This window comes from Enterocloster aldenensis, from assembly GCF_003434055.1.
In the GTDB taxonomy this organism is placed as follows: Bacteria; Bacillota; Clostridia; order Lachnospirales; family Lachnospiraceae; genus Enterocloster; species Enterocloster aldenensis.
Genome location: NZ_QVEX01000004.1, coordinates 35,276 through 56,057, shown reverse-complemented (window position 1 = coordinate 56,057; position 20,782 = coordinate 35,276). Strand labels below are relative to the sequence as shown.

The 20,782-nt window shown below is 51.5% G+C and carries 22 protein-coding genes and 1 pseudogene; 2 read left to right on the top strand and 21 right to left on the bottom strand.

Features of this window, described 5'->3' with window-relative positions; all coding sequences use genetic code 11:
- Positions 1-72: 72 nt before the first annotated feature.
- From DWX59_RS10345 to DWX59_RS29960, 18 genes and pseudogenes are all read right to left on the bottom strand, one after another.
- Positions 73-252 carry a DUF6019 family protein gene (locus tag DWX59_RS10345; protein WP_117558760.1) on the bottom strand — a complete coding sequence of 60 codons (180 nt, stop codon included), beginning with the start codon at positions 250-252 and terminating at the stop codon, positions 73-75.
- Positions 253-355: 103 nt separating this feature from the next.
- Positions 356-634 (bottom strand): type II toxin-antitoxin system HicB family antitoxin, encoded by a 279-nt coding sequence (locus tag DWX59_RS10340; RefSeq protein WP_117558758.1) that lies wholly within the window; start codon positions 632-634, stop codon positions 356-358.
- A 68-nt stretch (positions 635-702) separates the two neighbouring features.
- Positions 703-1,971 carry an alkyl/aryl-sulfatase gene (locus DWX59_RS10335; RefSeq protein ID WP_117558756.1) on the bottom strand — a complete coding sequence of 423 codons (1,269 nt, stop codon included), beginning with the start codon at positions 1,969-1,971 and terminating at the stop codon, positions 703-705.
- Between the two features lie 178 nt (positions 1,972-2,149).
- The gene (locus DWX59_RS10330; protein ID WP_117558754.1) at positions 2,150-2,899 is read right to left on the bottom strand and encodes a BtpA/SgcQ family protein; all 750 of its coding nucleotides are present in this window, start codon (positions 2,897-2,899) and stop codon (positions 2,150-2,152) included.
- Positions 2,900-2,961: 62 nt separating this feature from the next.
- Positions 2,962-3,879, bottom strand: coding sequence for a carbohydrate kinase family protein (locus DWX59_RS10325; RefSeq protein WP_117558752.1), 918 nt, complete (start codon positions 3,877-3,879; stop codon positions 2,962-2,964).
- A 10-nt stretch (positions 3,880-3,889) separates the two neighbouring features.
- Positions 3,890-4,996 (bottom strand): SIS domain-containing protein, encoded by a 1,107-nt coding sequence (locus DWX59_RS10320; RefSeq protein WP_117558750.1) that lies wholly within the window; start codon positions 4,994-4,996, stop codon positions 3,890-3,892.
- Positions 4,997-5,008: 12 nt separating this feature from the next.
- Positions 5,009-5,812, bottom strand: a complete 804-nt coding sequence (locus DWX59_RS10315) for an energy-coupling factor transporter transmembrane component T family protein (protein WP_165642208.1) — start codon at positions 5,810-5,812, stop codon at positions 5,009-5,011.
- Complete coding sequence (locus DWX59_RS10310) at positions 5,787-7,511, bottom strand: ABC transporter ATP-binding protein (protein WP_117558746.1); 1,725 nt, start codon at positions 7,509-7,511, stop codon at positions 5,787-5,789. The genes DWX59_RS10315 and DWX59_RS10310 overlap by 26 nt, the downstream gene beginning before the upstream one ends.
- Positions 7,512-7,529: 18 nt before the next feature.
- Positions 7,530-8,213: a QueT transporter family protein gene (locus DWX59_RS10305; RefSeq protein ID WP_117558744.1), complete on the bottom strand. Its 684-nt coding sequence runs from the start codon at positions 8,211-8,213 to the stop codon at positions 7,530-7,532.
- Positions 8,214-8,227: 14 nt separating this feature from the next.
- The gene (locus DWX59_RS10300) at positions 8,228-8,392 is read right to left on the bottom strand and encodes an LPXTG cell wall anchor domain-containing protein (RefSeq protein WP_117558742.1); all 165 of its coding nucleotides are present in this window, start codon (positions 8,390-8,392) and stop codon (positions 8,228-8,230) included.
- Between the two features lie 83 nt (positions 8,393-8,475).
- Positions 8,476-9,153: a GntR family transcriptional regulator gene (locus DWX59_RS10295; protein ID WP_207660420.1), complete on the bottom strand. Its 678-nt coding sequence runs from the start codon at positions 9,151-9,153 to the stop codon at positions 8,476-8,478.
- A gap of 387 nt (positions 9,154-9,540) precedes the next feature.
- Positions 9,541-9,894: an MGMT family protein gene (locus tag DWX59_RS10290; RefSeq protein ID WP_117559268.1), complete on the bottom strand. Its 354-nt coding sequence runs from the start codon at positions 9,892-9,894 to the stop codon at positions 9,541-9,543.
- A gap of 145 nt (positions 9,895-10,039) precedes the next feature.
- Positions 10,040-10,735, bottom strand: coding sequence for an L-ribulose-5-phosphate 4-epimerase (locus tag DWX59_RS10285; RefSeq protein ID WP_117558738.1), 696 nt, complete (start codon positions 10,733-10,735; stop codon positions 10,040-10,042).
- Positions 10,736-10,749: 14 nt separating this feature from the next.
- Positions 10,750-12,357 (bottom strand): xylulokinase, encoded by a 1,608-nt coding sequence (locus tag DWX59_RS10280; RefSeq protein ID WP_117558736.1) that lies wholly within the window; start codon positions 12,355-12,357, stop codon positions 10,750-10,752.
- Positions 12,358-12,509: 152 nt separating this feature from the next.
- Complete coding sequence (gene araA, locus DWX59_RS10275; protein ID WP_117558734.1) at positions 12,510-14,006, bottom strand: L-arabinose isomerase; 1,497 nt, start codon at positions 14,004-14,006, stop codon at positions 12,510-12,512.
- Positions 13,993-14,358 carry a hypothetical protein gene (locus DWX59_RS10270; RefSeq protein ID WP_227116336.1) on the bottom strand — a complete coding sequence of 122 codons (366 nt, stop codon included), beginning with the start codon at positions 14,356-14,358 and terminating at the stop codon, positions 13,993-13,995. Before DWX59_RS10270 ends, araA begins: the two co-directional genes overlap by 14 nt.
- Positions 14,359-14,371: 13 nt before the next feature.
- Positions 14,372-15,466 carry a GntR family transcriptional regulator gene (locus tag DWX59_RS10265; RefSeq protein WP_117559266.1) on the bottom strand — a complete coding sequence of 365 codons (1,095 nt, stop codon included), beginning with the start codon at positions 15,464-15,466 and terminating at the stop codon, positions 14,372-14,374.
- Positions 15,467-15,532: 66 nt separating this feature from the next.
- Positions 15,533-15,631, bottom strand: a pseudogene (locus tag DWX59_RS29960) (DUF6783 domain-containing protein); the annotation flags it as partial.
- A gap of 314 nt (positions 15,632-15,945) precedes the next feature.
- Between DWX59_RS29960 and DWX59_RS10260 the strand changes: the two are divergent.
- Entirely contained in the window at positions 15,946-16,788 is an 843-nt protein-coding gene (locus tag DWX59_RS10260; protein ID WP_117558732.1) for a DegV family protein, read from the top strand.
- Complete coding sequence (locus DWX59_RS29955; protein ID WP_353626763.1) at positions 16,719-16,910, top strand: DUF6783 domain-containing protein; 192 nt, start codon at positions 16,719-16,721, stop codon at positions 16,908-16,910. The genes DWX59_RS10260 and DWX59_RS29955 overlap by 70 nt, the downstream gene beginning before the upstream one ends.
- Before the next feature lie 248 nt (positions 16,911-17,158).
- On the opposite strand, the gene DWX59_RS10255 is transcribed toward DWX59_RS29955, so the two are convergent.
- From DWX59_RS10255 to DWX59_RS10245, 3 genes are read right to left on the bottom strand one after another with little or no spacing between them, the layout of a single operon-like run.
- Entirely contained in the window at positions 17,159-18,181 is a 1,023-nt protein-coding gene (locus DWX59_RS10255) for an ABC transporter permease subunit (protein ID WP_117559264.1), read from the bottom strand.
- Positions 18,181-19,236 (bottom strand): ABC transporter permease, encoded by a 1,056-nt coding sequence (locus DWX59_RS10250; RefSeq protein WP_177315667.1) that lies wholly within the window; start codon positions 19,234-19,236, stop codon positions 18,181-18,183. The genes DWX59_RS10255 and DWX59_RS10250 overlap by 1 nt, the downstream gene beginning before the upstream one ends.
- Positions 19,233-20,747 (bottom strand): sugar ABC transporter ATP-binding protein, encoded by a 1,515-nt coding sequence (locus DWX59_RS10245; RefSeq protein ID WP_117558728.1) that lies wholly within the window; start codon positions 20,745-20,747, stop codon positions 19,233-19,235. Before DWX59_RS10245 ends, DWX59_RS10250 begins: the two co-directional genes overlap by 4 nt.
- Between the last annotated feature and the right edge of the window lie 35 nt (positions 20,748-20,782).

Here is a 20,782-nt window from a genome sequence, read left to right as displayed (position 1 = left end):
ATGTCCGGGAGACAGCCCCTTCTATGTAGTTGTATGAACTGGCTATTTTTGATGATTCCTATGTATATCTTTTTATTCCTGGAAATCCTGATGCTTCATTTTCTCGATTTCCCTGTATGCTTCAATCAGCCCGTTCTTGATTGCCTTTTTGAAAACAAAATAGGTGACTGTGAAAAGAAGTGCAAAGATGCCAATATATAACAAAAATGCAAAAATAAAAAAGAAGATACCCATTCCTGTTGCCATACTCATTTAATTCCCTCCTTATAATGCCATAGCAATGTAATATATTCCATTATATGACAAAAAGGGAGGGAAACAAAGTATACAAAATCTTAATTTTCACTGATATCCGTTAATCATTATCCGGCATGATCCTTACAATGACCATGATCTGTTTCACAAACTCCCCTTCCTCCAGCTCCATATCTTCTATATGGGACTGGGCCGGGAAATCGTAGGTCTGTTCTTCCACCTCCAGGTAAAGCCAGTTATAAGCTGCTTCCCTTGCATTTTCCACCGCATCCTCCAAATCCGGGCCGTCCGCCTCGCAGCACTCCAGATCCGGAAACACTACATGGAAACCCTTATCATCCTTATGGGGTGTAAATACAGCCGGGTAAGTAAATGTCATATTTTCTTCCTCCAATATCTAAAATAAAACAGTATCATTATATACTGTTTTTCCCTGCCTGTACAGACTTAACCCCTTAATTCCTTTGCACAGGACAGATAGTAATGTCTTCCATTTGCGCTTGTCTCATATCCTGCAATGGATGTAAGGGCGTCTGCCTTTAACATAGCCGCCTCCCGGTCATCCCCGTCCCCGTCCAGCAGCTGGTCGCACAGTTCCAGGCACCACTGGTATTCCTTTGCCTGGCAGGCTTCCCTGGCCGCCTTAAGGACGTTTGTCCTTCCGCCCATGAGCGCTGTCTTTTTATCCGCCCTGGCTTTTGGCGAAAGGGGATGCAGGTGGGTGGGATTCCCGTCAAACCAGCCAAGGTATGCGGTATAGACAGCCCTTACGGTCCATTCCACACATCCGTAATACTCCCCCAGATAAGGAAGGCCCGCGTATTCCGGAGGCAGTTTGACCTCAGCCGCCAGCTGGTCCTCACTCCTGCCCTGATTCATTCCTTCCAGGGTCTTTTCCAGTATATAATCAATGGCCCGCCTGAAATTCCCCAGGACCTCTTTTATATTATCATTCCCATATATGACGCCTGTATGCCCCGGAAGCAGGTACTCTGCCGGATATGACATGAGCACATCCAGGCTTTTGATCCATATGGCCAGGTCCCTGTACTGGCTTCCGCGGACTGCATAAAGGTTGGGGAAACAGCCATAGTAATTATCCCCGCAGCACAGCACTTTTTTCTCAGGAACCCACACCATGATCTGGTCCTCTGTCTCCCCGGGAAGGCGGAGCATTTCCAGACAGATCCCATCTATCTCACGGATTACCTGGTCCTGTCCGTACACAACAGAAGGCGGTACAAAGGCCCGCTGTTCCCCGTAAGCCTCTCCCTCCCTTGGGCCGATTCCCTGGGAAATGTTTTCCTCATCCGTCAGTCCATATCCAAACTGTCTATAGCCGCGCAGGTTCTGGATATCCTTCAAAAGCCCCGTCCTCTCCAGCGCAGCGGTCTTGGGGGCAAATGCAATCACCTCAGGATTGCTCTCCAGAAAAGCCCCTGCGCCGCCCCGGTGGTCCGGATGCCCATGGGTATAGATAATGGTCCCCACATCCTTACCTGTCTTTTCCCGGATGATTGACAGCAGCTTCCGGCCCCTTTCCAGGGAATCCAGGGTATCAATCAGGATTACCCCTGTCTTCCCCTCAATCACCACCGCATTGCTGTGCCCCAGACCTGATATATGCCATACCCCGTCCGTAACCTTTGTGTGTTTCTCCTGATAACTGGCCTCTGTAAATTCCCGCAGCTTTTGGCTGCCCTGTTCTATTAACATAATGTGCCCATCCTTTCTCCTTTTATTTTCATTTACAATATTAGCTTTATTATATCAGGGTTTTATGAAAATGAAATCGTTATTATCCAGACCTTTCCGCAAGAAATGCCGGAATCCTTTCATATATCAGGGATTCCGGCATTCATTCCAGATTCATTTATTTTTTTATGTATCTATTTTATTGCCCATGGACACAATCCATAAAACTTTTTATCTTCTGTCTGCTCCATTCATTGTCTTTTCCATCCTCCAGCAGACAGGAACTTACAATCATCCCATCGCAGTGCGGGATGGCCTCCCCCACATTTTTTTCCGTAATGCCTCCGCCCAGATAGACAGGGGCCTGAGGGAAATGTTTCCTCACCCGGTCCGCCAGTTCAAGGGATTCCCCAAAATTCCTGCCGGTCAGTATCAGGCCGTCAGAACCATACTTAAGGGCCTGTCCGGCAGCAGTCTCAATGGGAAGGGGCCCCAGCGGTACTCCTGTACGGTCGTAGATATCCGTGAGCACACTTACCGGCCCATCCATGTCCTTTCTTGCTTCCCATACTTCCCCTGCGCGGCCGTTGATTACGCCTCCTGCCTTAATCATGGCCCCGATAAACACTTTTTGCCTGATAAAGTCCGCGCCGCAGGCATTTGCAATGTACATTGCCGCGGAAGGATTGTTGGCCTCCAGTATTATACCAAGGGACAGATCCGGAAACATCCGTTTAACCGTTCTGCCCAGGGCCGAAAGGATGGCCACGTTTTTCAATCCGGCCCGCTCTCCCGGGGTCTGGTCCTGTATCATCATACTTGTGATTCCATATTCCACATGTCTGCCTATCTGTTCCAGCAGCCAGCATTCCAGCCCTTCCACATGAATCCTGTCCGCCCCAAAGGGCGGAAGATGGACCACTCCCGTTATCCTGCATGACTTTCCCATCCTGTATCTCCTCCTGATTCAGTTTTTTTCCTTAATCCGGTTCCCGGCAAGGAAGCTTGTCCTTAAAATCCCCATTCCTCTACCGGTATCTGCCCAGCCAGCATTTCCACCTCACTGCGTTTCCTCCCGGCCACGCCTTCAAAGCCAAATGACTCAATGCACAGAGAGGCCAGGGCTGCCCCATATGCGCCGCTGCTTTTCCAATCCCCTGTCCGGCACCAGGCGGACAGGAATCCGCCGTTAAAGGTATCCCCTGCGCCGGTAGCGTCCTTCACCAGTGTATGCCGGATTCCAATCCGGTACGCTGTCCTGCTTTGGAAGTCATAAATATCAGCTCCCTGTTCCGCCCGTTTTATCACTGCCGCGGTAATCGAGGTTGCGGCCAGCCGGTCCGTCAATGAATCCGTGGATTCCCCGCAGCCTGGCCACAGCAGGTCCAGCTCCACATCCGAGGGCAGGAATACATCACACCAGCTTAAAACCTGCCTCAGGCTTTCCCCGTCCTTTTGGGCAAAGTATTCACTGGTATCCACACAGACCCGCATTCCGCGTTTTTTTGCCCATTTCGCATATTCCAGCTGAACAGACGGAATCATGGGCGGTAAAACCAGTACCGTATATTCCTTGCGCGGCAGATGTCTCGGGGTCTGTTCCAAGGTTTTCTCATACCATATTTTCCTGGCATGGCTGTGTGTCACCCGTTCAAACTGTTCTGAATATTCCATGAAACTTCTCCGCTGCCGGCCAAGCACCGCAAGCACCTCAGACACATCAATCCCCAGCCCTTCAATCCGCTGCAAGACTTCCTTTGGAAAGTCGCTGCAGCAGGTGGTTAAAAGCCCTGTGGTCCCGCCATATACACTGGCGGCCACCGATGTATATAAAGCCGCGCCTCCTGGAACCTGGTCCTCCTCCCGGTCCGGTGTTTTAATCCGGTCCAGGGAAAGATGACCTGCCACCAATATCTTTTCCTCTCCCATCCTGCTCCCCCTAATCAAGATTCACGGTTCCTCTTGTCAACATCCGGCTTACCTTTTTCCGGAATGGGTCATTATGGCTCCTGCGGTCCGGATCCAGCCCCAGCTTTCTGGAAAAATAGTAAGCGGTCAGCTGCATCGGGACCGCATACAGCAACGGTGCATATAATTCCTCTACTTCCTCCGGCATCCCAAAGGCATATTTTCCCATACCGCACAATTCCTCACTATTGGAAATCACAAACAGGTCGCAGCCAAAATGACGGAGACACTCCCCCACCTCCATGGTCCTTTGGAAACTGTCCCCTTTTGGCGCCACAAGGAACACCGGACAGTTCTTATCAATCACCCAGAATTCCTGATGTGCGAACTCCTCGCTCTCCTGTCCAATGGCAATCACCCCGCAGACTTCCAGGAATTTGGCCGCCCCGTATTTGGCCGTTGCAAAGCTCTGCCCGGCGCCCAGTATGTAGACAGGGAACTGGTGTCCATTATAAACAAAGTTCTCTCCTGCCTGCCTTGCCATGTCCTGGCACTGAGTAACTACACGGGAAACCTGTTCCATTGTAAATGCCAGTTTCCTTTTGCATCCGTCCCGTTCTGATTCCCGGCTAAGCCCTGCTCCCAGACAGTACAGGGCGTATAAGGTACCGGTGTAGGTCAATGTCCCTGGCGTCCAGCCCGGTTCCTCCTCCAGTCCCAGAAAAACAGGATGGCTGCACACTTCATAGAGACGTCCGGTCAGGGAATTGGTGATTCCCACCACATATGCCCCTCTTTCCTGCGCTTCCTTCACAGCCTCCACGGTCCGGGCCACGTTGCCGGACATGGAAACCGCAATCACCGTGCTCTCCTTATCCACCTGGCGGATTCCATATGTGGAGAACTCCAGTGCGGTCATCGGGAAGCAGAGGCTGTCCGTCTTTTCCAGAAAATAATTCTTAACAGCCAGACCTGCAAAATAGGAATCCCCGCATCCCAGGAAAAAAATCTTTTTGTTTTTCCCCTTCTCCATTATCTCCCGGCATGTCCCTGCTACCGCTGTCTCAATCTGTTTTAAGACAGGCCCCAGGCTCCCCTGCTTCTCAATCTCCGTCATCATATCCCGATATTCCTGCATAAAAACCTCCCTTTATAATACTGACATTGTAATCAGGCCAACTGCCGTGATCCTTAACCATATAAGCGCACCAAACAGGCACACCATTCCTGTTATCATCCCAAAATCCCAGCCCGTAAACGGCCTTTTGCTAATGGAGGTCCGCCTGCCGCTTCCCGACTCAAACCCCCTGGCCTCCAGACTTACGGATATCTGTTTAATCAGTCCCAGGGCCCTTGAGGACAGCGGGATTAAAATCGCCACATTCTTTTTAATCCTGCCGTACAGGCTTCCCTTGTCCATTTCCAGGGCCCGTGACCGCTGCGCGTCCTTGATGGTATGGAGGTCGTTGATGATTAACGGCACAAAGCGCAGGGACATTGAAAAGGAAAATGCCACCTTATAGGGCATGCCAAGGGTTACCAGGCCCAAAGTAATCTCACTGATACTGGTAAACATCATCCAGTAAATACTCATAAGCACAATGGTACAGAAGCGGAACGTCATGGCAATCCCATACCAGACACCCACTGAATAAACCGTAAGCCCTCCGGCCCGGACCAGTACCTGCCCTTCCTTCAGCGTAAAGGGCCAGATTACCAGGGAAAATATCACAATCAGCAGCGCAACGCTTTTCAGCAGTTTCAGGGACTGGCCGATTGGAAGCCTTGCTGCGGTTCCTATAAGGACTACCCCAAGGAACAACCCTGCCAGGATGGCCGGATGGTTCGTTAAGAGGCAGATTACAAATGTACCGATAAACAACAGGTTCTTTGTGACAGGATGCAGATGATGGATCACTGAATCCCGGTCAATGTAGCTGCCTACTGCATTCATATCCGGCCACCTCCATAAATTCTTCATTATTCAGCACAACGGATGTCCAGCCCAGTTCCAGTCCAAGCTGCGTAATCTGGGGCGGGAACAGGTACGCCTCCCGTAACCGGGCCTTTTCCCTAAATACCTCCCGGATTCCTCCCCGCAGTGTGATATTCCCATCCTGCACCACCCAAATCTGTTTGGCATGCTCGGCCACAAACTGCATATCATGGGTCACCAGAAGAATTGTCTTACCCTCCTGATTCAGCCGGTCCAGGATACTGCCAATCCGGTCCTTGAATGACTTGCTGAGTCCTGTGGTAGGTTCATCCACCACAAAAATGTCCACATCCATGGCAATGACGCAGGCCAGGATCAGTATTTGTTTCAGACCGCGCTCCAATGACAGGGGCGTCTCATTCCTCCACGTCTCCAGGCCGCTGATTTCCATGGCCCGTTCCACTGCTTCCTTCACCTTTCCCTCGTCCCATCCAAGATTTCTTGGACCAAAGGCAATCTCGTCCTCCACGGTCTGATTAAACAGCTGGTGATCCGGATTCTGGAACACATACGCAGTGCTGTGGGCTAAATCAGCCACGGAACAGGCTGCCGTATCCCTTCCGCATACATATACATGGCCCTGTGTAGGCTTTAAAAGACCGTTTAAATGCTTCACCATGGTGGTTTTCCCTGCCCCGTTTTTTCCAAGGACCGCGATAAAATCACCGGTCTGTATGGATTGGCTGATACCACTTAAGATTTCCCGTTCGCCATAGGAAAACACCGTATGATCATAAGACGCTGCCTGGGCCTTTTCCCCGCCCCCTGTTCCTGCCCCATGCCCGTCCAAAACAAATGCACCTGTATCTGTCAGCTTTTCCGGGGCCAGTGCAGACCTGGCTTCCTCTACCGTAAGAAATACCGGATATTTACCTTCAAATCCCATCTGCTTCCATAAAAGAGACACATCCGGAACATTAATCTTTGCCCTTTTTAAGAATTCCGTCCTGGCCATCACTTCCCTTGTGGGCCCCTGGGCAATGAGTTTTCCATCCTCCAGGACCAGAAGGCGGTCCGCCACAGTTACAAGATAATCAATATCCTGCTCCACGACAATCACCGTGTTCTCCCCGCTTCCCACCAGATTTCCCACAATCTTAAGGACTTCCGCCTTACCTACCGGGTCCAGCTCCGTTGTGGGCTCATCCAGGATCACGATATCCGGTGCAAAGATGATGGATGCTGCAATGGCCAGCCTCTGCTTTTCCCCGCCGGACATACGGAACGGAGCCCTCTTCTTATAATCCAGAGGCAGCCTTACGGTTTCCATTACCCGGTCCATCCTCATGCGGATTTCCTCAGGTTCCATGCCAAGGCTTTCCGGAGTAAACGCCAGGTCCTCCTCTACGGTCGTGCCAAGTATCTGGGTTTCCGGATTCTGAAATGTCATGGAGACATGAGGCACCAGCTTTGCCGTGGATTCAGTCCGCACCGACAGTCCGCAGACCTCCAGTTCCCCTCCCCATGCCCCGCCTGTTTTATGCGGGATAATCCCCTTGATTGCGGAGCAGAGCGTGGTCTTTCCCGCGCCGTTTGGACCGATTATCCCAATCACTTCCCCTTTGTGAATCTCAAAGCTGATATCATCCAAAGCCAGCTTATCCGTTCCGGGATAGCGGAATTTAAGATTTTTCGCTTTAATTAATGTTTCACTCATTGTATCTCCCTATTTCCTTTACAGATTCTCAACAGTGGCGGTGTTTTCCTGTCTCCAGTACATCCCGTTCTTAACTGTAAACGGATATAAAATCTTCAGGAAAACCGGCCCTAACAGCAGCGGTGATAAAATCCGGTTCATCAGCAGGGCAAAGGGTTCCGTTGTCCATGCAGCCACCGGAGGCATGGTCCCTGTCACATCAATGAACCATGGCATTGATAGCATCCCAAATCCTGCCCCGACGCATATGCCCACAATATACTGCATCCAGCTGTTTTTGTTCTTTAATGAAGCATCCCTTACAATCATCCCCGGTATCAGGGCAAATGCAAAGAAATTCCCCAAAAATCCGCTGACACTGGCCGGTGAGATAAAACCCTTCAATATGTCTGAAATCACATTTCCCAGGCCCGCCCCAATGGCCCCGGGTATCCCAAAGAGGATTCCCAGCACAGGAGTAATTGCCGCCCCCGGCCGGAAGCTGATCCATCCAAACCGGATTGGCCCTGTGATAATCGCTGCCCCGGCATTTAATGCCGCAGATATTGCGATTATCGTAATGACAGAAGCATCCCAGCGGATATGATGTCTCACAAGCTTCAGTCCGTCCATCCTCCATCTAAATGACAGCAAAAACGCGATTCCCCCAAGGCCAAACGATGCAGCGCCCAACACCCTTAAAATTCCCAAATAGTTTTCCATACCTCATTCTCCTTTTAATCTTTCTTCTTCATAAAAAACATGACCAGCGCAACAACCAGAAGCACTGCGCCTACTGCCTGGAACATAGGAGTTCCGGCCTTCACCCCACCCATAAGGGCGCCGACGATTACAAGCACCAGCAGCACCACTGCCAGAACCGCCATTCCCTTCTTCGACATCTTATTCCCCCCTCTCGTTATAATGTTATTATAAAAACATAATATGTTAGATGAAAAGGAAAAGCTGGTATCCAGCCCTATCCTTACTCTTCTCCTGCAAGTTCCACCGTTATCTTCATCCGCTTGCTGTTAATAAGCGACCTGGTAATCAGAATCGGTCTTCCATTTTCCTCCACAATACTCCGTGTATCCAACACCGGCGTATCACAGCTGATTTTTAAGTACCCGGCCTCCTCCCTGGTAGGCATGGCCGCCACTATTTCCTCTGTCCCGTGGCTCAGCTGATGCCCCAGACGCCTGAGATGTCCATAAATTGACTGGGTCAGGTCACAGTCCTTCAGCTTCTCACCAATTCCCGGGAAGACCTCTGAAGTACTTATGTGGGTTGGAATACCGTCAACCGTCCTGAGCCGGACGATCCGAAGCACGCCGGTTCCCTCAGGAATCCCGAAATCCCCTGCATTGCGGGATTCCACAGCAGCCTCTTCCACCTTTAAGACCACTGCCCCTACCGTCCTGCGGCTCTGCTCCATCTCCTCCGTAAAGCTCCGCAGTTCCTTGAACCGGAGATTATACTTTTCCAGCTCCCCGTAGGACACAAAGCTTCCCTTTCCCTGTATCTTATAAATCAGATTTTTCTTGTTCAGCTCTTCCAGCGTCTTCCTGACCGTAATCAGGGATACGCCATATGTATGGGAAAGCTCCTTTTCCGATGGAAGCTTCTCCCCTGGTTCCCAGATTCCTTTCCTGATATTTTCCATAAAAATAGACAGAAGCTGAAGGTATAGGGGAATATTGTTGCCTTTATCTATGAATTGAGTTGCCATTTGTTTCGCTCCTAACTTATTATGTTTTTATAATAACATAATGCTATTATTTGTACAATAAACATATTATTCAAAATTACTTCTATTTTTTTATGCAATATTTACGATCTTTAATATATTTGACAAAACCTTTTAATATGATATTCACGCAGGGCGCTGCCAGGGGGGGCGGAAAAAGAAATCCTCACCGTCGGACCGGATTCCATGCTCCCCTAATACCAAAGGATAGGATATGTGAAAATATGGATGGGACATAATTGAACCCTATACAGATGAGTATAAAGACCGAGACCAGAGTAACGGCCCCCCCTTACCCTGGTCTCAGATTCCCTCCCTTTCAAACTGCCCAAGCAGCCTCTGCGCATCCAACATGGTATTCTTCCAGCCAAACTCCTTCAAATCCACCCTGTTATCCCCGGACACCTTCACGCCTTCTTCCTCCAGAAGGCGCCTCTGAAGTCCAGGATAATCAAAGCTGGCCGCACCGCTCAGATACCCCTGCCCGTTAACCACACGGTGGGCAGGCACCTGACCGGAAAGGTCATTCCTCAAGGCATAGCCCACCTGCCTTGAATTCTTTGGCCTGCCGCAGAGAAGGGCGACCTGCCCATAGGATACCACCCGGCCCTCAGGGACCGCCCTCAGTACAATTCCTACCCTGCGGTAAAAATCCATCTTTGTCCTGCCCGCATTATCCATAATTGCATCATCCAATCTGTTTCACATGCCCACGCCGCATCATTTAATCTGCATCATCTCATACCCACGCCATATCCGCATCGCGGCGCATGCACCGCGATGCGCCGCGATACGCTCCGGCCTACTTATGCCCCTGTCCATAATAAGCATTAGGTCCATGTTTACGCATGAAATGCTTATCCTGCAGCCACTGGGGCGCCGGTTCCACCTGGGGGGCCAGCATCTCGGTCATGAAGTTCATCTTAGCCACTTCCTCAAGGACCACCGCATTATGCACTGCCTCTGCCGCGTCCCTGCCCCAGGTAAAGGGTCCATGGTTCTTGCACAGCACGGCCGGGATATACACCGGGTTCTTGCCCTCAAAGGTCTCGATGATCACTTTGCCCGTATTCATCTCATACCCCTCCTCAATCTCCTGGGCGGTCAGGTTCCTTGCACATGGTATCTCCCCGTAAAAGTAATCCGCATGGGTGGTGCCATAACAGGGAAGCGCCCTTCCGGCCTGGGCCCATGCAGCCGCATGAGGGGAATGGGTGTGCACGATGCCGCCGATTTCCTTAAATGCCTTGTACAGCTCCACATGGGTCGGCGTGTCGGAGGACGGGTTCATATCCCCTTCCACCTTATTGCCGTCCAAATCCATTACCACCATATCCGATGCCTTCAGCTTATCATAATCCACGCCGCTGGGCTTAATGACAAGAAGGCCCTTTTCCCTGTCAATGCCGCTGACATTGCCCCAGGTATAGGTAATCAGCCCTCTTCTGGGCAGCTCCATATTGGCCTCATATACAATCTGTTTCAGTTCCTCTAGCATATCAGTTCCTCCTTCTATCCCATATGCTCCACAGCAGCCTTCTCAATGGCAAGCCCCCTGGCATACCGCTTCATGAATGCCTCAAAACTTTCCACATCTTCCTTGACAGGTTCCGCCGTGATGCCCTTGTCCCCGCCAAAGACCTTATCAGCCAGATAGGCATCCAGTGTCTCGCCCTCTTCCCGGTTCCTCATATAGGATGCCAGCAGCGCGATTCCCCATGCGCCGCCTTCGCCGGCTGTCTCCATCACGGAAACCGGGGCGTTCATTGCACCTGCCAGGATCCTCTGTCCCACGCCTTTTGTCTTAAACAGGCCGCCGTGTCCCAGAAGGGTATCTACCTTCACGTTCTCCTTCTTTAACAGGATATCCATACCGGTCTTAAGTGCGCCCAGGGACGTATACAGGTGCACCCTCATGAAGTTGGCAAGGTTAAACCTGCTGTCAGGCATACGTACAAACAGCGGGCGCCCCTCCTCAAAGTGGGTGATGTGCTCACCTGAGAAATAATTGTACGCCAGCAGTCCGCCGCAGTCCGCGTCCCCTTCCAGCGCCTTGTTGTAAAGCTTCCCGAACAGGTCGTTCATATCCACCTTCATGCCCATGTTTTCCGCAAACTCCCTGAACAGGTTTACCCAGGCATTCAGGTCAGACGTACAGTTGTTGCAGTGCACCATGGCCACCATATCGCCTGCGGGCGTGGTTACCAGGTCAATCTCAGGGTACACATGCTCCAGTTCCTTTTCCAGCACCACCATGGCAAACACGCTGGTACCGGCAGAAACATTACCCGTACGGACCGCGACGCTGTTGGTGGCAGCCATTCCGGTTCCCGCATCCCCCTCTGGCGGGCACATGGGAATACCGGGTTTCAGGTTACCGGACACGTCCAACAGCCTGGCCCCTTCCTCCGTCAGTACGCCCGCATCCTGTCCGGCCACCAGGGCCTTTGGAAGGATGTCCCTCAGTTTCCATGGAAAATGCTCCCCTGCCACCAGTTCATCAAACTGGTCAATCCGCTTCTGGTCAAAATCCTTTGTATGGATGTCCACAGGGAACATGCCTGCCACATCGCCGATTCCAAGGACCCGTTTCCCGGTCAGCATCCAATGTACGTAACCCTCCAATGTAATGAGATAATCAATATCCTTTACATGCTCCTCCTGATTCAGGATGGCCTGGTACAGGTGGGCAATGCTCCATCTCTGGGGCACATTGTACCGGAAAACCTGGGTCAGCTTCTCAGAAGCAGGCCCTGTGATGGTATTCCTCCATGTGCGGAAGGGAACCAGGAGCTTCCCATCCTTATCAAACGCCATGTAACCGTGCATCATGGCGGAAAAACCAATGGAACCAATGGTGGTAAGGGTCACGCCGTACGTTTCCTTCACGTCGGCCGCCATCTTCGAATAACAGTCCCTGATACCATTCCATATGTCATCCAGGGTATAGGTCCAGATATGGTCCACATACCGGTTTTCCCAGTCATGGCTTCCGGAGGCAATGGGGGTATGGTCCTCCCCGATGAGCACTGCCTTAATCCTGGTGGAACCCAGTTCAATCCCCAGCGACGTATTCCCTTTTTCAATTCCTTCCTTAACTGCATCATAATCTAAACTCATGAATTACCCCTCCGTCAAACGTTGATTTACAATCCGGAATCTTACAGCACGGTTTCAACCCCCCCCCCCCCAGGCTCCGTGCCGCCTGAATACAACACGGAAACACCGGGAGCCGCAGCCGTCATCCTGGCTGCGGCTTCACCCGCGTCCTCCTATCTGTAAGCTGCTGCGTTCCAGCGCAGTTCGTTTTTCAGGCCCCTGATGGTTGTATCCTTATCAATATACACGACCTCGATGCCCATGGAATCTGCCCAGTCGCCCATCTGCTCTGCTGTCAGGTCATAGGAGAATGCAGTATGGTGGGCGCCTCCTGCCAGGATCCAGGCCTCGGCTCCTGTTGCCAGGCTTGGCTCCGGCGTCCAGAATGCGGTTGCGACCGGAAGCTTAGGCATCGGCTTTTCTGTCTTTTTGCATTCCACATCATTGATGATCAGGCGGAACCTGGTTCCCAGATCCACCAGTGAGGCGGCGATTCCATGTCCTGTCTTGGATGTAAACACCAACCTTGCAGGGTCTTCCCTGTCCCCCATGGACAGCGGATTCACCTTGATGCTGATTTCCCCGTCAGCAATGGACGGGCAGACCTCCAGCATATGGGCTTCCAGGATTCCTTCCTTGCCCGGAACCAGGTTATATGTATAATCCTCCATAAAGGAGGTGCCCTTCGCGTCCTTCACGCCCTGGGTCATGATTTTCATCAGCCTAACCATGGCGGCCGTCTTCCAGTCGCCTTCCCCGCCGAATCCGTAGCCTTTTTCCATCAGCCTCTGGATGGCCAGGCCGGGAAGCTGCTGCAGCTCTCCTAAATCCCCGAAATGCGTGACAACCGCATGATAATCCTTCTCAACAAGGAACTTCTCAAGGCCAGCCTCAATCTGGGCCTGGACAGCCACATGGCGCCTGAATTCCTCGGGATCCCTTCCCTCTAACAGGATGGTGTACCTGCTGTAATACTCATCCAGCAGGGCTGTGATATCCCCCTTCGGAACCGCCTTCACATATTCGCACAGCTCGTTCACAGGATATGCATCCACTTCCCAGCCAAACTTCATCTGGGCCTCTACCTTATCACCCTCGGTAACCGCTACATTCCTCATGTTGTCGGCAAACCTGGCCACCCGTACATGGCTGCTCTCCATGATGCCCACCGCAGTGCGCATCCAACCGGCAATGCGTCCCTGCACCTTCTCATCGCTCCAGTGTCCCACGATTACCTTGCGCTCAATGCCCATGCGGGTAACCATGTGGCCATATTCCCTGTCCCCGTGGGCGGACTGGTTCTCATTCATGAAATCCATATCAATGGTATCATATGGAATCTCCTGGTTGAACTGTGTGTGGAAATGCATCAGGGGCTTCCTGAACTCCTGAAGTCCCAGGATCCATGACTTAGCCGGTGAAAATGTATGCATCCAAGTGATGACGCCCGCGCATTCTTCATCTGAATTAGCCTCATTAAAGGTTTTACGAATCAATTCATTTGTAATCAGGGTTGGTTTCCACACCACCTCATAGGGCAGGATGCCTGACTGGTTCAGGTTGTCTACAATCATCCTGGAATGTTCTGCCACATGCGCCAGGCATTCATCCCCATACAGATCCTGAGAGCCGGTACAGAACCAGAACTTATAACTCTTAACTCCTATCATTTCCATCGTCCTCCTGAATATTTATTATTTTTCCGGTGTCCTCTGCCTCAGCCGATTCGTCCGCAGCCGCCTCATCTGCTCCTGGCTGCGTTTCCCCGTCCCGGGCACGTTCACCGTTTTTCACATAATCACCTTTTATAAGCTTCATGCCAGCCCAGACAGCCAGTCCTGCCCCCACTGCAAAGAAGAACGCAGCGCTTCCCAGCTGGTAAATCTTCCCGCCCTCCGCGGGATTAAGATAAATCTTAAATAGATCATGAGCCAGATACACCAGGTACCCTCCTGCAATCAGGCGTATGACCACTGTTGCCTGAAGAGGTTTTGCTCCTCCCCGGTCCTTCCCTTTTTCCATAAGCCGCCTCCTTTTAGCTGCCGCCGCCAAGTATCTTCACAGAATCCCGCTCCACCACATCTGAATCAAACAGGTGATTCCCGTCAAAACACGGATTCCCAATCATCTTCACAATATTCTCCGCCGCCTTCCTGCCCAGTTCCTCCATGGGATAAGGAAGGGATGTTATCTGCACATCGGCCAGGGTGGAAAGCTCGGAATTATCAATACCGATCAGGGAAAGCTGGTCCGGGATACGGATTCCCCGCCTTTTGCAGATTCCGGAAAGTATATATGCAACCTCATCATTATAACATACAAGGGCCGAGCAGTCCCCAATCCTGCAAAACAGATACTCCTGCCAATACTCCATATCCACCAGATCTTCCGAATCAATCCACACAACATTGCCGTCCTTTACCCTCAGGCCGGCTTCCTGCATCCCCTGCATGAATCCTTTATACCGGAGGAGTCCCTGGCCGTCATCACATTTGAAGATGCCCCCAATCCGTCTGTGTCCGGCCTTCACCAGATACTCCACGGCCTTCCTCCCCACCCGGACATCATCCATGGCCACATAGGGCAATCCCAGTTCCGGATAATTGCTGTTAAAAAATAGGATAGGTATCTGCCGCTTCATCAATTCCCTGTAATAGTGCAGGTTCGGATTCGGCAGGGCGCTTTTAGCCGGTTCCACAATCAGCCCGTCAATGATATCCTTATCAATCAGGTTGCTTAATATCTCCTGCTCCCTGACAACCCGGTTGCCTGTAAATGCGATCTGGGTCGTATACCCCTTCCCGGACAGCACGCTCTCTATCTCCCTTAACACGGTGGGGAACACATAACTGTCCACATACGTGCTGATGACCGCAATATTCATGTACCGCTCCCTGCGGCCCTGCCTGACCTCCCCGCCCACATATGTCCCGCTGCCCCTGATCCTGGTCACCAGCTTCTGCTGCTCCATAAGGTCAATGGCATGGCGGATGGTCTGACGGCTCAGTCCAAACCTGGCGCTAAGCTCATTTTCCGAAGGAAGCCTGTCTCCCGCCTTCAGCTCCCCGCTGTTAATATGATTGACAACCCAGTTATAAACCGTCTTATACTTAGGCTCCTGTATCCCCATAAGCAATCCCTGATCCTTTTTCTTATTAATCCCCGGTCCCCCGGACATACCTGCATCCATCGAATCACAGATCCTAGCGCGTGTTTGAAAATCCATTCCCGCCATCTGCACGCCCCACTTCGCGGCATTTATGTACGTACAACTTAGTCTGTACCAGCATCCCATGCATTCTTCTCCATCTCCCAACGCTCAGGGAATCCTGCCAACCGGATTATGCAGACATAAGTATTTTTCACTGATTATCCCATAAATCTTCCAATTAATTCCGTTCATTTACCCAATAAATCCCGTATACCCTTACTATACATTTTTCATCTATCATTGTCAATAAGTATTGATAACTTTTTAGTATCGGTAAAAATATGTACGTACAACTTATTTTGTGAATTACATACCAGCCAAGCTTTTACCTTGACACATTCCATATATTATGAGATACTTTAATATATAGTTTCAAATACTACATATGGAGGTACGGCATGAAGACTGCAATATTAATTGACTCTGGCTGCGATGTATCAGAAGAACTGGTCCAGAGATACCACATGAAGGTGATGCGCCTTCATGTCATCTACCCGGAAGGGGATTATATTGACGACATGGACATCACGGCCGAAACCGTTTATCGGCGGTTCCCCAGGGAAATTCCCATTACATCCACACCCAGCCCCCAGGAAGTGCAGAACATGGCAGAAGAAATCAAATCAGAAGGATACACCCATGTCCTGGCTTTCTGCATATCCAGCGGTTTAAGCGGAACCTACAATACGGTGAGCTGCATCCTGAATCAGGACAAGGACCTGACCTCCTTTGTCCTGGACACCCGGAACATATCCTTTGGCGCCGGTATCCTGGCTGTCTGGGCCGCCATGGAATTAGAGAAGGGAAAAAGCTTTGACGGACTGACGGAAATACTTCCCGTAAAAGTCAAGGATTCCAAGGTGTTTTATTACATGGACACACTGACCTATCTGCGCAAAGGCGGCCGCATCGGCCTGGTCACCTCCGTGGTAGGCAGCATGTTAAACATCAAGCCCATCATTTCCTGTGATGACGACGGCGTCTATTACACCGTTGCCAAGATACGCGGGGCAAGGCACGGGCAGTCCAGGCTGCTGGAAGAAGCCCGGACATTTGCCGGCAGCGGCCCATGCCTGACCGCATTGTTAAACGGTCAGGGCCAGGAATCTGCCGCAGCCCTGCGCCCCAGGCTGATTTCAGGTATCCAGGGCGGCCGGCTTATCATGGAAAAATCCATTGTCCCCTCCCTGGCCGTCCACACCGGTCCCGGGCTTGTAGGCATAGGAATCCTACGTCTCTGACCTCATCCGCCCACACCAGACCCACAGCCCGGATTTGGCCCAAATATTCCGCTAAGTGGGGCGTACAGATAACGGGAATGAATTTTCAGGCACACCATGGCACAGCCTTGCGCATATACTGATCAATGTTGTGCCGGAATGCGAAAAGACGGGGGTGGATTCTTGCATCAAAGCAAGGATCCAAGGTTCTGTTCTCTGAGAAAGTCCATCAAGATTTCTCAGCGGACAGCACCAATCCCCCCGTCTTTCCGCCTGTCATGGTCTTAGAAGCCACGCCTCCAAAACCAAGCGCCCAAACCGCCCCTGATCCTCCCTGGCTGCCTGGCGCATATCCCGGACGGGAATCCCCAGTCCGCCAAACAGCCACCGTTTATTTATTCTTCCTCTTAAACGCCGCAATCAGACTCTGCAGCACAATAAAGAAGCAAAGCAGCGCCGCAATGGTAATCCTTACCCACCATGATGACAGCGTCCCCTGGAAGGTAATGAATGACTCAATGGTACCTTTAATCAGCACTCCAAACAAGCTTCCAATCACATTTCCCACACCGCCCGTAAGAAGGGTCCCGCCGATTACAGAGGATGCAATGGCATCCATCTCAAATCCCTTGGCCTGCTCCACGAAACCGGAGCATGTATTCATACAGAACAAAAGTCCGCCAAGTCCGGCCAGAAAACCATCCAGTATGTAAGCCTGAAGCTTGATTTTCCTGACATTCAGTCCCAGAAGCAGGGCTGACTGTTCATTTCCGCCAATGGCGTAAATGGAACGTCCGAACTTGGTATATTTGAGCACCGCGAAAACCAGCAGGAGAACCGCAATGGCAATGATGACAGTGGGGTAGATATAAGGGTATATCATAATCCCCTTCTTGTTCAGGTAACCTCCAAACGGAAGGTACATCTTAAAGGTTGCAATGGATTTAAATGTTTCATTGTTAATGCTTATCATCTCCTGGCTGATGATGGAGGTCATGCCCCTTGCAAAGAACATGCCTGCCAGGGTCACGATAAAGGGCTGTATTTTCAGATACGCCACCAAAAACCCCTGCACCAGGCCGAACACACAGCCGGTCACAAGCACAATGATGATGGCCGGAACCGCTCCAATCCCTGCCTTTTCCATCATCCATGCCAGCATCATGCATATGAGGGCCACCACTGAGCCGACAGAAATATCAATTCCTCCGGTAATCATGACAATGGTCATGCCGGTAGCCACCACAATCAGGCCTGCATTGGAAATGAACAGGTTCAGGAAGTTCTGTACCTTTGCAAATCCGCGGCCGCCGAACATGATGATGCCCACAATGTACATTGCAAGGAACAGTACAATGGTCACTGCCAACAGAAAGGAGTTGCCGTCCAGTTTTTTCTTATTACCGTTTTTCATCATGCTGCCCCTCCTTCCACTGTTTTGGATGTATGTTTTGCCATCATGCGTTTTTTCAGTTTCCTAAGTTCCTCAGACTGCACAGCCACAATCAGGATAACCACGATTGCCTTGTACACCGGGATCTGGTCAGAGGGCACGCTCATGGCGTACAGGGTGGTGGTCAGGGCCTGGATGGTATAGGCGCCGATGACAGAACCCAGCAGCGAGAACTTTCCGCCTCCCAGCGAGTTTCCGCCCAGGGCAACAGCGGCAATGGCGTCCAGCTCCATGTTAAGGCCGATGTTATTGGCATCCGCGGAATAGATACGGGAGGATGCCACCAGCCCTGCAATACCTGCGCACAGGCCGCAGAACGCATAGGCCAGCCAGATGATCTTGGTGGATTTAAGTCCCACCAGGCGTGAAGCCCGTTCATTGATGCCCACTGCCTGTATGTACATGCCAAGGGCCGTCTTCTTAAGAAGTACATAGGTCAGGGCCACCACAATCACAGCCACGAAAATCGGGGTTGGGATAGGGATTCCCGGGATATTGTTGCCCAGAAGCTTATATGAGTCCACACGGATGTATGTAATCTGTCCGTTGGTAACCAGCTGTGAGATGCCCCGCCCTGCCGTGAACAGGATTAGGGTTGCCACCATGGGCTGTATCTTCAGCTTCGCCACTAGGAAACCGTTGAAGCAGCCGCACACAACAGCCACGGCCAGACCGCCCAGAACCGCCAGGATATAAGGGTTGGCATATTCATTGACCGACACCTCCCCTGCCGCAAGGATGCGGGTACACACAGACGCGGCCACCGCCATTACGGCGCCCACGGAAATATCCGTACCGGCTGATGCGGACACCACCAGGGTCATGCCCACGGCCAGCACCACCAGCTCACTGGCACGGTTGATGACATCGATGATGTAGCCATAGAGGACTCCATTGGTAATGGATATCTTGAAAAATGTTGGTGTGGTTATCAGGTTAATCAGCAATACGATGAGCAGACAGGACAACGGAAGAAAAAGCCGGTATCCTGTTATCTTCTTCACTTTTTCCATTATTCTTCCCCTCCTCCTGCGATTGCCTTCATGATGGAATCCTGGCTCAGCTCGCCTTCTGCCAGCTCCCCTACCTTCTCGCCGTCACGCAGCACAGCCATGCGGCTGCAGGTACGCAGCATTTCCTCAATCTCTGAGGAAATGAACACCACGCTCATCCCATCTTCAGCCAGCTTCAGCACCAGTTTCTGTATCTCGGTCTTGGTTCCGATATCAATCCCTCTGGTAGGCTCATCCAGTATGAGGAAATCCGGCTGGGTCAAAAGCCATCTTCCCAGGATTACCTTTTGCTGGTTGCCGCCGGACAGCTGCTTGATGGGCGTCTCCCTGTCAGCTGTCTTAATCTGGAGGATGTCGATGTATTTGTCCGTAAACTCCTCCTGCTCCTTCCTGGACATCAGCTTGAACATGCCCTGTTTGGCCTGAAGGGCGATGATGATATTCTCACGAACGGACAGGTCCGCGATAATGCCTTCCTCCTTGCGGTTCTCAGGCAGGTACGCCATTCCCTGCATCATTGCATCAATTGGCGCGCTGGCCTTTAACTTCTTGCCTTTCACGGTCAGTTCCCCGCTGTCAGGCTTATCCGCCCCATAGATGACCCTTACCAGTTCGGAACGGCCTGAACCAAGAAGTCCTGTAAGCCCGATGACCTCCCCTTTATGGATATCCAGGTCAAAGGGTTTGATGGTTCCTTTATGCCCCAGTCCCTTGGTGTGGATGACCACATCCTCCTTCACCGTAGAAATGCCTTCCTTCTTAATGGCTGCCAGGTCGTCAAAGTCCTTACCCATCATCTTGGCAACCAGCTGTACCCTTGGCAGTTCCTCTGTCTTATACTCGCCTACCAGGGTCCCGTTCCTGAGGACCGTTATCCTGTCGCATACCGCATACACCTGCTCCAGGAAATGGGTCACGAAAATGATTCCGATTCCCTTGTCCCGCAGCTGGCGCATCAGCACGAATAATTTCTCCACCTCACCGTCATCCAGGGAAGAGGTGGGTTCATCCAGTATCAATACCTTGGCCGACATATCCACTGCCCGGGCAATGGCTATCATCTGCTGGATGGCGATGGAGTAATTCTCCACTGCCGCCGTCACATCAATGTAGATATCCAGGCTCTTAAGCAGTTCCTGGGCATTCCGTTTCATGGCCTTCCAGTCAATCATGGGCCCCAGCTTTGGCTCCCTGCCAATATAGAGGTTCTCTGCCACGGACAGGTTGGGACACAGGTTTACCTCCTGGTACACTGTGCTGATTCCATTTTCCTGCGCTTCCTGGGGCGACCGGTTGATGATTGTGCTGGACAGACCATCAATTCGGATTGTACCGGTCTCAAATTCCTCCACACCGGTCAGCACCTTTATCAGCGTAGACTTCCCGGCACCATTTTCACCCATAAGGGCGTGAATCTCGCCTTTCCTCAAAGTAAAATCCACATTCTGCAGTGCCTTTACACCGGGGAAATTCTTATTGATTCCCCGCATTTCCAAAACAACGTTCTGCTCCATGCGATTTCCGCCTTTCTACCGTTTTCCGCCCCATC

Bases quoted from the DNA above. Each gene is read 5' to 3' on its own strand.
- DWX59_RS10345 (WP_117558760.1), bottom strand. From the start codon at position 252: ATGAGTATGGCAACAGGAATGGGTATCTTCTTTTTTATTTTTGCATTT.
- DWX59_RS10340 (WP_117558758.1), bottom strand. From the start codon at position 634: ATGACATTTACTTACCCGGCTGTATTTACACCCCATAAGGATGATAAG.
- DWX59_RS10335 (WP_117558756.1), bottom strand. From the start codon at position 1,971: ATGTTAATAGAACAGGGCAGCCAAAAGCTGCGGGAATTTACAGAGGCC.
- DWX59_RS10330 (WP_117558754.1), bottom strand. From the start codon at position 2,899: ATGGGAAAGTCATGCAGGATAACGGGAGTGGTCCATCTTCCGCCCTTT.
- DWX59_RS10325 (WP_117558752.1), bottom strand. From the start codon at position 3,879: ATGGGAGAGGAAAAGATATTGGTGGCAGGTCATCTTTCCCTGGACCGG.
- DWX59_RS10320 (WP_117558750.1), bottom strand. From the start codon at position 4,996: ATGCAGGAATATCGGGATATGATGACGGAGATTGAGAAGCAGGGGAGC.
- DWX59_RS10315 (WP_165642208.1), bottom strand. From the start codon at position 5,812: ATGAATGCAGTAGGCAGCTACATTGACCGGGATTCAGTGATCCATCAT.
- DWX59_RS10310 (WP_117558746.1), bottom strand. From the start codon at position 7,511: ATGAGTGAAACATTAATTAAAGCGAAAAATCTTAAATTCCGCTATCCC.
- DWX59_RS10305 (WP_117558744.1), bottom strand. From the start codon at position 8,213: ATGGAAAACTATTTGGGAATTTTAAGGGTGTTGGGCGCTGCATCGTTT.
- DWX59_RS10300 (WP_117558742.1), bottom strand. From the start codon at position 8,392: ATGTCGAAGAAGGGAATGGCGGTTCTGGCAGTGGTGCTGCTGGTGCTT.
- DWX59_RS10295 (WP_207660420.1), bottom strand. From the start codon at position 9,153: ATGGAAAATATCAGGAAAGGAATCTGGGAACCAGGGGAGAAGCTTCCA.
- DWX59_RS10290 (WP_117559268.1), bottom strand. From the start codon at position 9,894: ATGGATTTTTACCGCAGGGTAGGAATTGTACTGAGGGCGGTCCCTGAG.
- DWX59_RS10285 (WP_117558738.1), bottom strand. From the start codon at position 10,735: ATGCTAGAGGAACTGAAACAGATTGTATATGAGGCCAATATGGAGCTG.
- DWX59_RS10280 (WP_117558736.1), bottom strand. From the start codon at position 12,357: ATGAGTTTAGATTATGATGCAGTTAAGGAAGGAATTGAAAAAGGGAAT.
- araA (WP_117558734.1), bottom strand. From the start codon at position 14,006: ATGATAGGAGTTAAGAGTTATAAGTTCTGGTTCTGTACCGGCTCTCAG.
- DWX59_RS10270 (WP_227116336.1), bottom strand. From the start codon at position 14,358: ATGGAAAAAGGGAAGGACCGGGGAGGAGCAAAACCTCTTCAGGCAACA.
- DWX59_RS10265 (WP_117559266.1), bottom strand. From the start codon at position 15,466: ATGGGGATACAGGAGCCTAAGTATAAGACGGTTTATAACTGGGTTGTC.
- DWX59_RS10260 (WP_117558732.1), top strand. From the start codon at position 15,946: ATGAAGACTGCAATATTAATTGACTCTGGCTGCGATGTATCAGAAGAA.
- DWX59_RS10255 (WP_117559264.1), bottom strand. From the start codon at position 18,181: ATGAAAAACGGTAATAAGAAAAAACTGGACGGCAACTCCTTTCTGTTG.
- DWX59_RS10245 (WP_117558728.1), bottom strand. From the start codon at position 20,747: ATGGAGCAGAACGTTGTTTTGGAAATGCGGGGAATCAATAAGAATTTC.